We start from the raw sequence: 13,878 nt of genomic DNA, 5'->3' as shown, positions 1-13,878 counted from the left end.
TGACTATTTCGATTTTGCGCGCGGATGGGCTTGATCGTAGACGGCCGCCAAATGCTGGAAGTCGAGTGCCGTATAGACCTGCGTCGAGGTAATGCTCGCGTGCCCAAGCAAGTCTTGCACGGCCCGCAAATCGCCCGACGACTGCAGCAAGTGCGACGCGAACGAATGGCGCAGCACATGCGGATGCACATTGACGGGCGTGCCCACGCGCTGCGCATGCGCTTTCAGACGCAGCTGGATCACCCGCACCGACATGCGCGCCCCGCGCGCCGATACAAACAGCGCGGCGCTGCCGTCGGCCGGGGGCGGGCGCACCGCCAGCCAGGCCGCGATTGCCGCCAGCGCGTGGCTGCCCACGGGCACCTTGCGCATCTTGTTGCCCTTGCCCGTCACGATCACTTCGCGCTCGTCCAGGTCGATCCAGCCGAGCGAGGCGGACGCGCCGGGGAGCGCCTTGACATACGCCACATCGACCCCCGCCAGTTCCGACACCCGCAGCCCGCTCGAATAGAGCAGCTCGAACATGGCGCGATTGCACAGGTCGGCCGGCTCGGCGTTGGCGTGCGCATGCGCGTCGCTGGCGACCAGGTGCACCGCGTCGTCCACCGACAGCGCCTTGGGCAAGGTCTTGGGCCGCCTGGGCGCGCGCACCCCGTCGACCGGATTGGCGGCCAGCGCGGCGTGCTGCGCGAGCCAGTTGAAAAAGCCGCGCCAGCTCGACAGCTTGCGCGCGATCGAGCGCGCGCTCTGCGACTGGGCATGCAGCTTGGAAGTGATGCGGCGGATATCGGCGTGCTGCACGTCCTGCCAGGCCATGGGGCCGAGCAGCGCGGCCAGTTCGGCCAGGTCGCGCCCGTAGGCGGCCAGCGTGTGGGGCGAGAGCTGCCGCTGGGTGGCCAGCTGCGCCAGGTAGCGCGCGCTCAGTTCCGGCTCGCTCTGGTTCGGCGCGACCAGATCCGGGGCGACCAGGTTCCGGTCCGGCCCGGCGCTGTCGCCGTCCATGCAGCTTACGCGCGCAGGGCGGCCAGCGCCGCGCTGGCGGTCTCGCCAATGTGGATCAGGAAGTCAGTGGCCATGTGCGCGGTAAAGCGTTCCGGGTCGGACGAACCCATGATCAACAGGCCAAACGCACTGCCGTTGCTGCGCAGCGGCAAAATCACGGTCGAGACTACGCTGGCCGCGTCGTCCAGCCAGCGCACCGCTTCAAAGTCGTGGTTGCTGCCGCAGTAGGGCGCCAGCAGGCTGTTGGCGAACATGCGCGCGTCGTCCGACACGCCCTCGACATACCAGCTGCCTTCGTGCCCGGGAGCCAAATCCCACAGGCGCAAGGTTGCTTGCGGTACGGAAAACTGCGTGCGCAGGCCGCCGGCCACCGCTTCCGGCATGCCGCCGCCGGCGTGCGCGGCCAGCAAACCCTGGGTCCAGGCGTGGAACTTGTTGGCGATCGCCGCGTTGTCCTGGGCCAGATGGATCAGTTCGGACATGCGCAGCTCGAGCGCCTTGTATTTGTCGCGCATCACTTCCATCTGGCGTTCCTGCAGCGAGACGGCCTTGCCGGTCAAGGGGCTGGACAGGCGAACCTGGCCCAGCAGTCCAACGTGTTCTTCAAAAAAAGCAGGATGGTCGGCCAGATAAGCGGCGACCGCGGTGGAGTCCAGTGTTGCTGTCATTGGTATTTTGGGTTCGGTCTGTAAAGTAAGCGCAATTCTAACCGAGAGCGATCCGCCGCCCATAAAAAAAGACGCCCGCGGGCGTCTTTTTGCTGCCGCAGCAGGAACGATCAGAAGCGGTGACGCATGCCGATCAGGATCGAGTGGCTGTCGTCGCCCTTGACCTTGGTAAAGCCGCCTGGCGCGCCAGCGATGCCCGGCGTGTACTGGCCATCGTTCTGGTTCGAGATGTGCGCGAACGTTGCGTACACGTCGGTGCGCTTGGACAGATTGTAGTCGTAACCGATGGCGGCCAAGGTCGCGTCGCTGTTCGAACGGGTACGGTCGTTCTGGCGTGCAACCGATGCCATCAAGCGGCCGGCGCCGATCTTGTAGTGCATGCCGATCTGGGCGCTGTTGGCGTCGATCTGGGTGTTTTCAGTGATGCGGGCCACGAAGATGCCGCGCAGGGTGGCCTTGGTGGTGGCGTCAAGGATGAGGTAATTCGGCTGGGTGGCGATGCTGGTATCGTAGGTGGCGAAATAATCATTCAGCAAGGCCGAATGCAGGTTCTTCTGGTCATGGTAACCGGCGAAGAACTTGAAGTCGCCCATCGTGTACGAACCGCCCATGGTGGTGGTGGTCAGGCTTTTCTGGTCAGCCAGGTCGTAGCCCTGGTTGTGTGCGACGCCGACGTCCAGGCCGTTAGCCTTGTAGGTCAGGGCAGCGCCGTAGAACTTGTTGTAACGGCCGAGGTAGCCCGAGTTCTTAAAGCCGTACATCAGCGAACCGCCAAAGCCGCCCGGGGTGGCGATACGGTACTGGATCGATTTTTGCGAACGGATGTCGGCGCCCAGTGCCGAGAAGCCGGCGGTGCCGCCGGTGATGCCGCCCCACGCGCCGCCGGTGCCGTTTTCAAACGTGTCGGCAGCAGCGAATACTTCGTAGCCAGGGGTGTACATGCGGCCCAGCAAGATCGCGCCCACTGGCGTAACCAGGCCGACCATCGCGGTGCGGTCGAACAGGGCTTTTTCGCGGTTGACAGCGGTTTCGCCGGTCGCCTTCAAGCCAGTGGCCAGGCCGCCATTGATGTTCGCGCCCAGGGCTTCCATGCCGCGGCGCAGGTAGAAGCCGTCGTTGTTGGTGACCAGTGCAGGGGTCTGGGTGCCGGTGTCGAGTTCAACGCGCGCTTCGAGCTGGAAGATAGCCTTGAAACCGCCGCCGATGTCTTCGGTACCCTTGAAGCCCAGACGCGAACCGTCGGCGCCACCGCTAACGATCTTGGCTTTCTCGCCCTTGGTTTTCACAATGCCAGCATCGGCGATGCCGTAGATTTGAACGCTGGACTGAGCCAGCACGGGGGCGGCGAAACAGGTAGCGATGACACCAGCGATTAATTTTGTTTTCATTACGTCTCCAGGAGGAATTTGGGTAAAAACGAACGTGCGTACTAATTCGTTTGAATCAATATGCCATCGTTCATCGAGCTTGTACAGAAAGCCAAGACGATCATTGCGTGCGCGGTTGCGGAAATGACACAAACACTTGCAACAGTTGTCATTTTAGGAATGCGAGGTCCAGGTGTGGCAAAGGCGAAGCAGGGTGTCCCCTGGCTTCGCCCCGCCGGCCGTGCGCAAGGGGCGTGTGCCCCGTCCGCTTAGAACGAGTGGTTCACGCCCACTGCCAAGGTCGTGATGCTGGTCTTGGTGCTAGGCGCAACAGCTGGCGCACCTTTGCGTTTGGACGCGTCGGCGTACACGTAGGTGCGCTTGGACAGGCTGTACTCGTAACCGAGCGAGTACTGGCGAACCTTGTCGAGGCCGTCGGTGTGCTTGGAGCCGATACCGGCCAGGATCTTGCCTGCGCCGATGGTGTGGTTGGCGCCGACGACCCATGCCTTGGTGTTCTGGTTCAGGATGCGGGTGTGCTCCTGGTCCTGGCGCGTCATGGAGAACATCAGCTTGGTGACCGGGGCGATCATCACGTAGCCGGCGAACGACGACACGGTCGATTCGACAGCGTTGCGCTCGTTGGCCAGCATCAGGGCGCCAGGGCCGTTTTTGTAGGTGACCGAGATCGAGTACGGATTGGCCAGCGCGGCTGCGTTGGCGGCGTACTGCGGCAGCAGCGGGGTGCCGCGGCCGACGACGGCGACGGCGCCGTTCGATTCGCGCGAACCGATCGTGGTGTTCACCTGGAAGCCCATGTATTCAGGCGAGTTGTAGAACACGGCGTTCGAGAAACGGTTGGCCGAGTTGCCTGGCAGGCCGAGCGGGTCGGACGTGTAGCCGGCCACGTGGATGTCGGCCTGGAAGCCTTGTGGCGTCGGGATACCGTGGAACGGCTCGAAAGCGATGCTCGATTCCTGGTACGCGGTCAGGCCGCGGCCGATGCGGAAGGTCCCGAAACCGCCGGTCACGCCGACCCGGCTCTGGCCCTGGAATAAGGGACGCTGCACGCCGGCGGCATTGGTTTCGGTGGTGCCCGTGTCCGGCTCGTAGCGCATTTCCAGCTGAAAAATGGCTTTCAGGCCGTTGCCGAGGTCTTCGGTGCCTTTGAAGCCAAGCGTGTTGTTGGCGCGCTTGCCAATGGAGGAATCCTGGTCGGTGCGCTTGATGATGCCCGCATCGACGTTGCCGTAGATCTGAACCGACGATTGAGCCTGTGCAGAGCCAGCGATTGCGCCAAGGATTGCCAGAGCCAACAGTGATTTTTTCATGTAACTAATTCCTTAATAAGTAAATCGTTTAAATCCGCCGGCATTGAGTTCTTGAAAAGCCTGAATGCCCGGATAGGTAAAACCTTAAGTGCTTTGGTGTGCCAAAATTCACGAGTTGGTCAATTATGCGGGCTTGGATTGGTTGAAAGCCAATAAATCAACGTTGCGTGTTGTATTTTTGAAACTCTGAATCGGCCGCATTATTGGCTTTGCATCCGATGATTTACTTTCTTGCAAGCAAATTTCTGGAACGGCATTGCTGACGGGTTTGTGCAATATCAAGGAAAAGCCCATTTCACCTAATCAGCTTAGCTGTGTGACGTAGACTTTCAGACATAGTTCCGCCCGCTTCCATATTCCGGGTGCTGGTTTGATAAATACTCAGGCGCGGCGGACTGATCGTGTTACCCGGAAGTGTCTTTCTAGAATCAGGTGGTCGAACCAAGATGGCAAACCGTGAAGAACTAGGAATTATCCGCGGCGCCCGCGGTGGCCAGCCGGAAGCCCAGCTCGAACTGGGACGGCTGTATTTATATGGCAGCGCCGGCCTGCCCAAGAGTTTGCCGACCGCGCTGCACTGGCTGGACCGCGCCGCGCAGCAGGGTAGCGCGCAGGCTTGCGAGCTGATCGGCGCCCACATTCCCCTCGAACTGGCACTGCAAAGCGAGCGGCCGCTGGCGCAGTGGTACGAGCGCGCCTTCGATGCCGGCGTGGTGCGCGCCGGCATGGTGCTGGCCCAGCTGACGCTCGAGCAACAGGCCGGCGTGGCCGACCAGGCCCGGCGCGACAAGGCGCTGCGCGCGCTCGAGGCGGCCGCCCGCGCCGGCGTGCCCGACGCCAAATGGCTGTACGCGCGCTATCAAAATGGCGCCGAGTCGGCCCGCGCGACGGCCGCAGGCGCGCCCTGCGCTGGGGTGACGCTGGCCGTCACCGCGCCCCCCGAGCAGTGGCGCGCGCGCCCGTCGGCCGCCGCGGCGCCGCTTGCCACCGTCAGCCTCGCCCCGCTCGACGCGCTGTGGCTCGAGGGCGACCACGCCCGCTTTCTGGCGCGCGCCTTGCCGCTGGCGCGCGCCTTGCTGCGCACCGAGCACGGCACGCTGCGCCCGGCCGGTTGCCTGAGCCGCGCCGATGTCAGCCTGCTGTCGCGCTGCGCGCAGGCGCTCAGCCAAAGCGCTGGCGACACGCTGGCCAGCGCCGACGAAATCCGCCGTTTCTGGGAGCTGGCCGCCAACGAGCACGACCCGCAGGCGCAAATGGCGCTTGGGCTGTGGCATGCGCGCATGCTGGTCGACGGCCGGCGCGTGGCCGCCGGGCCAGGCTCGGCCAATTTCAAAAAAGCCATTCGCTGGCTGCTGCTGGCCGGCGAACAAGGTTTGGCCGAAGCCTGGTACGCACTGTCGCGCATCTATATCAAGCCGGAATTCTCCCAGCGCAACGTGGCCGATGCCCAGGTGTATCTGGAGCGGGCGGCCGGCATGGGCTATCGCGACGCCCAGCTCGAATGCGGCAACAATGCCTGGCGCGCCCGGCGCGAGCACGAAGGCAACGACGTGCGCGCCGTGTACTGGCTGCAAAAAGCGGCGGCCCAGGGCTGCGAGCAGGCCGCCGCCGCGCTGGCCAAGATCGCCCCGCGCGAGGCCAACGAGCCGTTTGCCGCCATCAGCGCCAGGGCGCCGGCGGCGCTGGCCACAACGTACCCGCTGCTGGCGGCGCGGCTGCGGCTGGCCGCGCTGTTTGGCCTGACGCGGGCCGAGGCGCTGCTGCTCGACGTGCGCGCGGCCGACCAGGGCCATTGCCTGGTGATCGACATTCGCGGCAGTTACGGGCGCAGCAAGCGGCGCCTGATCGCGATCGCTTGCGCGCAGGAGCGGCGCGCGCTCGACGAGATCGTGCAGCAGTTTGGCGGCCCCGATGGCGCCGCGGCGGGGGGCGAGGGCAATTACCGGCAGCGGCTGTACCGGCTCAAGACCGTGCTGCCCGAGGCGGCGTGCGAGGAAGGGGAGCATCAGGCTTACGATATGGCCGCGTAAAGAGTGTGCCTGGCCTCACGCAATAGCGCGCGCAGCGAAGGGCGGGCGCAATTGCATGACCGGGCCCGCCCTCCTTTGGCGCAGACCTTTCGACCGCCGTCGTCGCGTGCCGCCCCTCGCAGGCACGCGCCTGCTGGAGCGGCGTATTTTTCCCACACCTGCATCTGGCCATCTTGGAACACTTAAGATAAAATCAACGCAATGTCGCATGTAATTTATCTTTTGCATTTCCCTTAAGGTAATTCTAAGCATAGCGTTCCCAATACAGCTTGCTGCCGAGCCTTCTCCGTACGCCGCGACTTACGGCTGCCCGGATTTCGGACCCGTAATTGAAAAGGAAATAGTATGGTGCCGCCGCCATTTCGTTGTTCCGGAGACTCCTTCCTGAGCCCGGTGTGCAATAAGACACGCAAGGAGATTTTCGTCACCCCGATGTTCGACGAGCAGCTTGAGTTCGTCCATTCGAACGGCCAGATTCTGGGCGATGTGAAGTACTTGCTGATGTTGGAAGATGGTAGTACGGTCGAGGGAACGACAGACAAGAAGGGGCGGACCAAGCGCGTCCGAACGAAGAAGCCCGTAGCGATCAAGAAAGTCCAGCTCAGCGCTTCCGCGCCAAGGATCCCTTCGCGCACCGCGGCCGAGGCGTCAGCTGGAATACTTCATTCTTGTACAGTCCATTCTCCGGACGTGTTGCCGGCTTTCCTGACCTTCGAGCTGAATGGCATCAAGACCAATAGGTTCGAGATCGGCAAATCCGTGGTCCCTGTCAAAACGCCCGATGACGAGACACGACCGCTGACTGCGGGTGAGATCGCCATGGCGAAAGTGCTGTTCAAGGACTCGATTAACTACAAAAATGTAACAGTCCACAACGGGGACTTCATCCCGTTTGGCAAGCAGGATCAGGATACTGCGATTACGCCTTTCGGGTCCATCTATTTCCCCAAAAAGCATTTTGTAGAAGATTTTTCCGTGTCGGACGATCAAGATCGCCACTGGCTCATCCACGAATTGGTGCACGTTTGGCAGTTCCAGCATTTGTATCCCGTCTTTCACCGAGGAGTCATGCACTACGGCCTGGATTACAAATATAAGCTGGACGAAAAGAATCACCTGGGGGACTACAATATGGAAGCGCAAGGCGACCTGTTGGCGGACTATTGGGCATTGCTCGATGCCAAGGTCCGAGGAATACGCGTTACCTACATGGCCATGGGAATTTATGCAAATGATATTAAAATTTATGAAGCGGTCTTGCGGCATTTTCTCAAGAATCGTGACAGCTGGAGAAATTGGCCCGCTTTTTATTAGCTTACGCTATCTTTTTTGCTTGATGGGTGCTGCTCTGGCACTGACTTCCGCTTCGTGCGCAGCCACTTCAAGAGTCGGCAGCGCGGTGATTACCGAGGTGAATGGCCTGCCTTGCTTCAGTGTCCCGAACGATGCGGAGACCCGCAATGGGGTGCCTCTATTCACCGTGAGCGTTACGAAGCGCAACGCCCCTGGCGCTACGACGCTTCCAGAGCGAGTCTGGTTTTCCTGGATCGAGCCGAGGGGAAAATCAATCATCTTGAAACCTCCGAATTGCATTCGTTACGGCGTGGTGCCACCATTCGCGCAGCAAGAACTTTCGGTCCCCTTGCAGCCCTACAGCATTTACACTGCCGTGCTCCAGGCCGTGCCCGAGGGGTCTAACTTGCGGGGATATAAAGGGGAATTTTGCATGATTCCCGGTGCGGCAGACAAACTACGGGTGCAAGTAGTTCCTTGGGACGAAAAGGCCTCGAAATGGCGATACGATCTGTGCGCGCCAGGGGCAAAGTAGGGTCCTCCACTGCATGTACCGCTTCCTCGAGAACAGGCAGCGTCATCATCACTCAGGTCAATGGAACACCCTGCTTCGGCATCCCAAACAACGCGGAAACCCGCAACGGGTTGCCGCTATCGAGAAGCTCCGGGTTCAGGTGATTCCTTGGGATGAAAAAACATCCACATGGCGATATGACCTTTGTACGCCCAGCTCCAGGTAGGTGCACCATGGCGGGTAGGCGTGGAGCAAGATTTTTGATGGCAGGCACGGGGGCGAACAATTTCTGGTCGCCAAACTAGGCGCAAGGCACTTGGGGATGCACAGCACAGCCGGGTTAATCGGCTGCCCATATTGATGAACGTGCTTTGTGTTGCTATTTAAGTACTATTGAAAGCTATAAAAACTTGTTAATATAGGAAGTATGGTCCTGAGGAAAGCGAAGTCTGTTAACGCCAGACGAAGCAATCCTCGCGAATTGAACCCCTGCGATCCTGTCCACTTTGCCACGCGAAAATCCTCACATGACAGTTATGCGCACGACAACATCCCGCCGCCGCCAAATGGCGCCCACCTAATGGAAGCCCTGGCAAAACTCTCTTCACTCAGCTTGTTCGGCACCGGTCTGAGCCAGCATGCGCGGCTCGTCACCCTTGCCAGCTCGCAAGACCGTGCCTTGCCTGAATCTCTGATCGCGGAAAAGTTCAGCGGCCGCGAAGCCGTTAATGAATTGTTCGCGTTCGACCTCGACGCGCTCAGCGTGTCCACCGATCTGGACCTGAATCTGTTTATCGGCGAAGAACTGAGCATCGCACTGCTGCAGCCCGACGGCAGTCGCCGCGCGTGGCATGGCCTGTGCACGCAGGCTTCGTGGCTGGGCGCTGACGGCGGCGTGGCGCGCTATCGGTTGCATCTGGAGCCCGCACTGGCCCTGCTGCGGCATCGCCGCGACAGCTATATTTTCCAGGATAGGAACGCGCAAGAAATCGTCACTGAGCTGTTGACGGACTATCCGCAGGTGCGCTTTGAATTTGACGTAACGCAGCAATTGACGCAACGCGCGGTTTGCACCCAGTATCGCGAGAGTGACTTCGAATTCCTCACGCGACTGCTGGCATCCGAGGGTTTGAGCTGGCGCTTCGAACATGACCAAGCCGCAGGCGATGAGACCGGCAGCGATGGCCAAGCCAAGCATCGGGTCGTCATTTTCGACAGCAAGGCGAAAGCGCCTGCCACGCCCGGCGGCGAGGTGATCCGCTTTCACGGCGTGCGCGCTACCGATACTGACGACGCCATCGATGAATTTCGTGCGCGGCGCCAGGTGCAGGCCAACGCGGTCAGCATCAGCAGCTGGGACCCGCTGCAACTGTTGGCGCCAGCGGCCGAACACGCATCCAACCTGGACGCGGGCGAGCTGCCCGCACTGGCGCTCTACGACGGCAGCGGCGAACGGATCGCCACCAGCTCCGGCGTTGCCGATCCGCACAGCGCCTTGATGCTGCAGGCGCTGGAACTGGAGAACAAGCAGTTTGCGGGCGCCGGCGCGGTCAGGCGTCTGGCCGCCGGCCACACATTCGCGCTCACGCAGCACGAGCGCTATCCGGACGGCGCTTTCACCGTGCTGTCGGTCGAACATGAAGCGCGCAACAATTTCCAGTCGCAGATTGCCACCACCAGCGACGCCTTGCAAGGCGGCACCTACCGCAACACATTCACCTGCGTGCGCGATGTGGTGGCGATCCTGCCGCCCGCGATGGCGGCGCGGCAGGCCAGTACCGCGCTTGGGCCGCAGGCCGCGCTGGTCGTGGGGACGGGCGATGCGATTTCCACGACCACGCGCGATCACCAAGTGAAGGTGCAGTTTGCGTGGCAGCGTGGACAGGACGCCAACGCCGGCGGCATGGCGCACAACACCGATGCCAAGGGCGATGCCCCAGGCGACGAAACGTCGGGCACCTGGGTGCGCGTGGCCGAGGCGCTGGCGGGCCCGAACTGGGGATCGCAGTTCACGCCGCGCCTCGGCACCGAAGTATTGGTCGATTTCATTGAAGGCGACATGGACCGCCCGGTCGTGGTGGCCCAACTTTACTCAGGACAGGATGGGCCGCCGTTTGCCGCCGGTGTGAACGCAGGCGTGAACCACGCCGGTGTGCTGTCCGGCATTCACAGCCATAATTTTGATGGCGGCGGTTTCAATCAATGGCAGCTGGACGATACTCCGGGCCAGCTACGTACCCGCCTTGCCACCAGCACTGCGGCAACCCAGCTCAATCTCGGCTACCTGATTGCGCAGGCGCCCGCGTCTGCCCACCGTGGCGCCTATCGCGGCAGCGGCTTCGAACTGCGCACCGACGCCTGGGGCGTGGTGCGCGGCGGCGAAGGTGTGCTGCTGTCGACCACGGGTCGCTACCAGAACGGCAGCGGCGTGGTTTCGACCCAGCTCGACGTGGCCGAGGCGGTGTCGCGGACGAAAGGCGCGCAGGACTTGGGCGCGTGCCTGGGCGAGGCCGCCGCGCAGCAGCGGGCGCTGTTCAGCAAGGACGCGGCCAAGGCCCAGGCAGCGTTTATCGATCAGATCGATCCGGAAGCGCAGGGCAAGCATGGCGTTGCGGTTAACGGCCAGGAGGCGAGCAAAGCGAAGGATGGCGAACGTGAGCTCGACCCCGCCAAGCCCGTTGAAAAATTCGCCAAGCCAATCGTGCTAATGGAAGCGCCGTCCAATATCAACTGGGCCACGCCTGCATCGACCGTGATTTTCGCGGGCGAACACGTAAACTGGAGCAGCCAGTCCGACTTGCACTTGGCGGCGGCGCATACCGTGTCGTCCGTGGCGGCGAATGCGGTCAGCCTGTTCACCCATGCGGGCGGAATCCAGGCCATTGCCGGCAACGGCCCGGTCTCGCTGCAAGCGCATACCGATCAACTTGAAATTTTGGCCGATAAGGCGATCACGGTCATCTCGGTCAATGACAGTATCCAGATCAATGCCAGGGAAAAGATCGTGCTGCAGGCCGGGCAATCGTCAATCACGCTTGAGGGTGGCAATATCACGTTTGCGTGTACGGGGAACTTTACCGTCAAGGGTGGCCAGCACCTGTTCGATGCCGGCGCCAGGCAAGCTGCGGGGTTGGGGAAACTCCCTGATTCGCGTCTCAAACTGTTCGACGAAGCGTTCATCTTGAAGGACAAGCTTACCGGCGCGGTGCTGGCCTACCAGGTTTATCGCATCAAGCGCGCCGATGGGTCGTTCGAAGATGGCGTAACCGACGAAGCAGGGCACACTCACGTGGTCAGCGGGGCCGAGGCGGAGAGAATCGAGATCGACCTGGAACCGCAGGGCGCCTTGCCTCCAGCCTTCGACGAGCAAATCCAGTTCAAGAATGCGAGCGCGGCGCTGCTGGCCAACGTGAAGTATCAACTCAAGCTGGGGGATGGCACCGTCGTGGACGGCGTCACGGACGCTCAGGGCATGACGAGCCGGATCCCTGCGGACAAGCAACAGGCAATCGTGGAAGCGACGCTGCAGGCATCGGCTTTTGGAAGCTGCTGTGGCGGTGCAAAACAGGCACCGGACATGCTGACGGTGGACTTGCAAGGGGTGACGGTCAACGACGTGAAAGTAGGCAGCTCGGTTGCGGTGGTGCAATTGCCGGAAGGCAAGTCGCGCGGGCTGACGCCTGGCGAAATTAGCATGGCGCAAAGCATCTTTGGCATGTCGATCGACTACGCCAAGGTCAAAGTGCACAACGGCGAATACCTGTGGTTCGGTCTGCAGCCCGACGACACCGCAATGACGCCAAACGGAGAAATGTATTTCAATCCCGCGCGCTACCTGACCGACTTTTCGGAGACCGAATATGAGGGCATGATTTGGTTTATTCACGAAATGGCTCATGTGTGGCAGTATCAACTGGGCTATCCGGTCAAACTACGGGGCGCGCTGCGCCTCGGGCTCAGTTACAAATACGCGCTGGACGGGGACACCACGCTCGCCGATTTCAATATGGAAGCGCAAGGCAATGTGCTGGCCGACTACTGGGCCATGAAAAAATACGGCGCCAACGTACCATGGATTCATGAAGAGCAATACAAAGACGATTTCGTGCTGTTTGAAAAAGTATTGAAAACATTTATTGCCAACCCCGGCGACAAAACTAATCTTCCAGGCGGTTGATCATGATGCCACGCTCGACAAGTACAAAAAACCGTTGGCGCTTTCTGGCAGTGGCCGCGCTGAGCGCGGGCTGCACGTCATCAATGGCCACGTCACGCATGGGCTCGGCCGTGGTGACGGAGTCGAACGGCGTTCCGTGCTTCTCCATTCCGGTCAATGACGAAACCAGGCAAGGGCTGCCGCTGCGCGGTATTGCCGTTACTGAAATTCAGACGGGGGACTGGAACACATTGCCGGCCGAGCTGTGGCACTTCACGGCTGCCGATCCTGCATCACGTTTGCAGCTGCGCCCGACTGCATGCGTGCGCTATGGCGAGGCGCCAACGGCCAGCATCCAGCGTACTTTTAAACCGCTGATGCCCTATCGGGTGTACTACGTCATGGTCAATGCCCGCACTGATGACTCGAGCATGATCGCCTACGTGGCGAAGTTCTGCGTCAAACCGGCAGCTGCGGGAAAAAATATCGTGCAAACCATCTCGCCCGACGAGCGTGGCGGCGACCAGCGCTACGAGCTGTGTGCGCGGCCGTAATGCTTGCCAGCCCCTGCCGCCGGCATTGCCTTTGCGCTAACACCCGCTTGGGGCGGGGTACTGCCAGCGATTGGAAAAGCTCAGGCCCGGCTAGATCGTGATTTCGCCTTCAAACACCGTCACCGCCGGCCCGCTCAGGAACACGGCTGCATCGCCGCCGGCCCAGGCCACCGCCAATTCTCCCCCACGGGCAGTGACGCGCACGGGCGAATCGAGCAGGCCGCGCCGGATCCCGGCCACCACCGCCGCGCAGGAACCCGTGCCGCAGGCCAGCGTTTCGCCGGCGCCGCGCTCGTAGACGCGCAGCTTGATATGGCCGCGGTCGACTACCTGCATGAAGCCCGCATTGACCTTGCGCGCAAAGCGCGCATGCTGCTCGATGAGCGGTCCCACCGTCTCCACCGGCGCCAGGTCGACGTCGGCCACCACTTGCACCGCATGCGGATTGCCCATCGAAACGAGCGAAACGAAGGCCGTCCCTGCGCCCGCCAGCGCCAGCGCATACACGGTATCGATCCCCTCGGCCCGGCTTTCAATGGCGACATCATCGAACGGCAGATCGGCGGGAGCGAAATGGGGCGAACCCATCTCGACGGTGATCGCCCCATCGGCCTCGATGCGCGGGGTAATGATGCCCTTCATGGTCTGGACCCGGATGGCCGACTTGGTCGTCAATCCCTTGTCGGTGACGAACTTGACGAACGCGCGCGAGCCATTGCCGCACTGTTCGACTTCGCCGCCATCCTGGTTGAAAATGCGGTAGCGGAAATCGCAGTCGGCGCTGTCCGCCTTTTGCACCACCAAAATCTGGTCGGCGCCGATGCCGAAACGGCGGTCGCCCAACAACTTCCACTGGGCCGGAGAAAAATCGATCTGCTGGCTGATGGCGTCGATGACGATGAAGTCATTGCCGGCGCCGTGCATCTTGGTAAATTTAAGGTTCATCCGCTAAGTATAGCGAGA

General features: G+C 61.6%; 10 protein-coding genes. 4 read left to right on the top strand and 6 right to left on the bottom strand.

The window, feature by feature from the left end; all coding sequences use genetic code 11:
• Positions 1 to 3 precede the first annotated feature (3 nt).
• The 4 genes from xerC to ACP7D4_RS02020 form a co-directional block, all read right to left on the bottom strand.
• Positions 4 to 1,002 carry a tyrosine recombinase XerC gene (gene xerC, locus ACP7D4_RS02035; protein ID WP_426207634.1) on the bottom strand — a complete coding sequence of 333 codons (999 nt, stop codon included), beginning with the start codon at positions 1,000 to 1,002 and terminating at the stop codon, positions 4 to 6.
• A gap of 5 nt (positions 1,003 to 1,007) precedes the next feature.
• Positions 1,008 to 1,670 carry a DUF484 family protein gene (locus ACP7D4_RS02030; protein ID WP_426101674.1) on the bottom strand — a complete coding sequence of 221 codons (663 nt, stop codon included), beginning with the start codon at positions 1,668 to 1,670 and terminating at the stop codon, positions 1,008 to 1,010.
• A gap of 110 nt (positions 1,671 to 1,780) precedes the next feature.
• Positions 1,781 to 3,058, bottom strand: a complete 1,278-nt coding sequence (locus ACP7D4_RS02025; RefSeq protein WP_426101672.1) for a porin — start codon at positions 3,056 to 3,058, stop codon at positions 1,781 to 1,783.
• A gap of 248 nt (positions 3,059 to 3,306) precedes the next feature.
• On the bottom strand, positions 3,307 to 4,368 hold the full coding sequence (locus tag ACP7D4_RS02020; protein WP_426101670.1) for a porin: 1,062 nt from the start codon (positions 4,366 to 4,368) through the stop codon (positions 3,307 to 3,309).
• A 446-nt stretch (positions 4,369 to 4,814) separates the two neighbouring features.
• On the opposite strand from ACP7D4_RS02020, the gene ACP7D4_RS02015 reads away from it, so the two are divergent.
• Positions 4,815 to 6,398 (top strand): hypothetical protein, encoded by a 1,584-nt coding sequence (locus tag ACP7D4_RS02015; protein ID WP_426207633.1) that lies wholly within the window; start codon positions 4,815 to 4,817, stop codon positions 6,396 to 6,398.
• A 345-nt stretch (positions 6,399 to 6,743) separates the two neighbouring features.
• The gene (locus ACP7D4_RS02010; RefSeq protein WP_426101666.1) at positions 6,744 to 7,712 is read left to right on the top strand and encodes a hypothetical protein; all 969 of its coding nucleotides are present in this window, start codon (positions 6,744 to 6,746) and stop codon (positions 7,710 to 7,712) included.
• Positions 7,713 to 7,718: 6 nt separating this feature from the next.
• On the opposite strand, the gene ACP7D4_RS02005 is transcribed toward ACP7D4_RS02010, so the two are convergent.
• Positions 7,719 to 7,970, bottom strand: coding sequence for a hypothetical protein (locus ACP7D4_RS02005; protein WP_426207632.1), 252 nt, complete (start codon positions 7,968 to 7,970; stop codon positions 7,719 to 7,721).
• Positions 7,971 to 8,785: 815 nt separating this feature from the next.
• Here ACP7D4_RS02005 and ACP7D4_RS02000 point away from each other — a divergent pair.
• Positions 8,786 to 12,382 carry a type VI secretion system Vgr family protein gene (locus ACP7D4_RS02000; protein WP_426207631.1) on the top strand — a complete coding sequence of 1,199 codons (3,597 nt, stop codon included), beginning with the start codon at positions 8,786 to 8,788 and terminating at the stop codon, positions 12,380 to 12,382.
• A gap of 98 nt (positions 12,383 to 12,480) precedes the next feature.
• Positions 12,481 to 12,915 carry a hypothetical protein gene (locus ACP7D4_RS01995; RefSeq protein ID WP_426207630.1) on the top strand — a complete coding sequence of 145 codons (435 nt, stop codon included), beginning with the start codon at positions 12,481 to 12,483 and terminating at the stop codon, positions 12,913 to 12,915.
• Between the two features lie 90 nt (positions 12,916 to 13,005).
• On the opposite strand, the gene dapF is transcribed toward ACP7D4_RS01995, so the two are convergent.
• A complete protein-coding gene (gene dapF / locus ACP7D4_RS01990) occupies positions 13,006 to 13,860 on the bottom strand; it encodes a diaminopimelate epimerase (protein WP_426101660.1) in 855 nt (284 codons plus the stop codon).
• Positions 13,861 to 13,878 lie beyond the last annotated feature (18 nt).

Source organism: Massilia sp. TWP1-3-3, assembly GCF_049897805.1.
GTDB lineage: Bacteria > Pseudomonadota > Gammaproteobacteria > Burkholderiales > Burkholderiaceae_D > Telluria_A.
The sequence above is the reverse complement of the archived record's forward strand: the minus strand, read 5'-3'. Positions and strand labels throughout refer to the sequence as shown.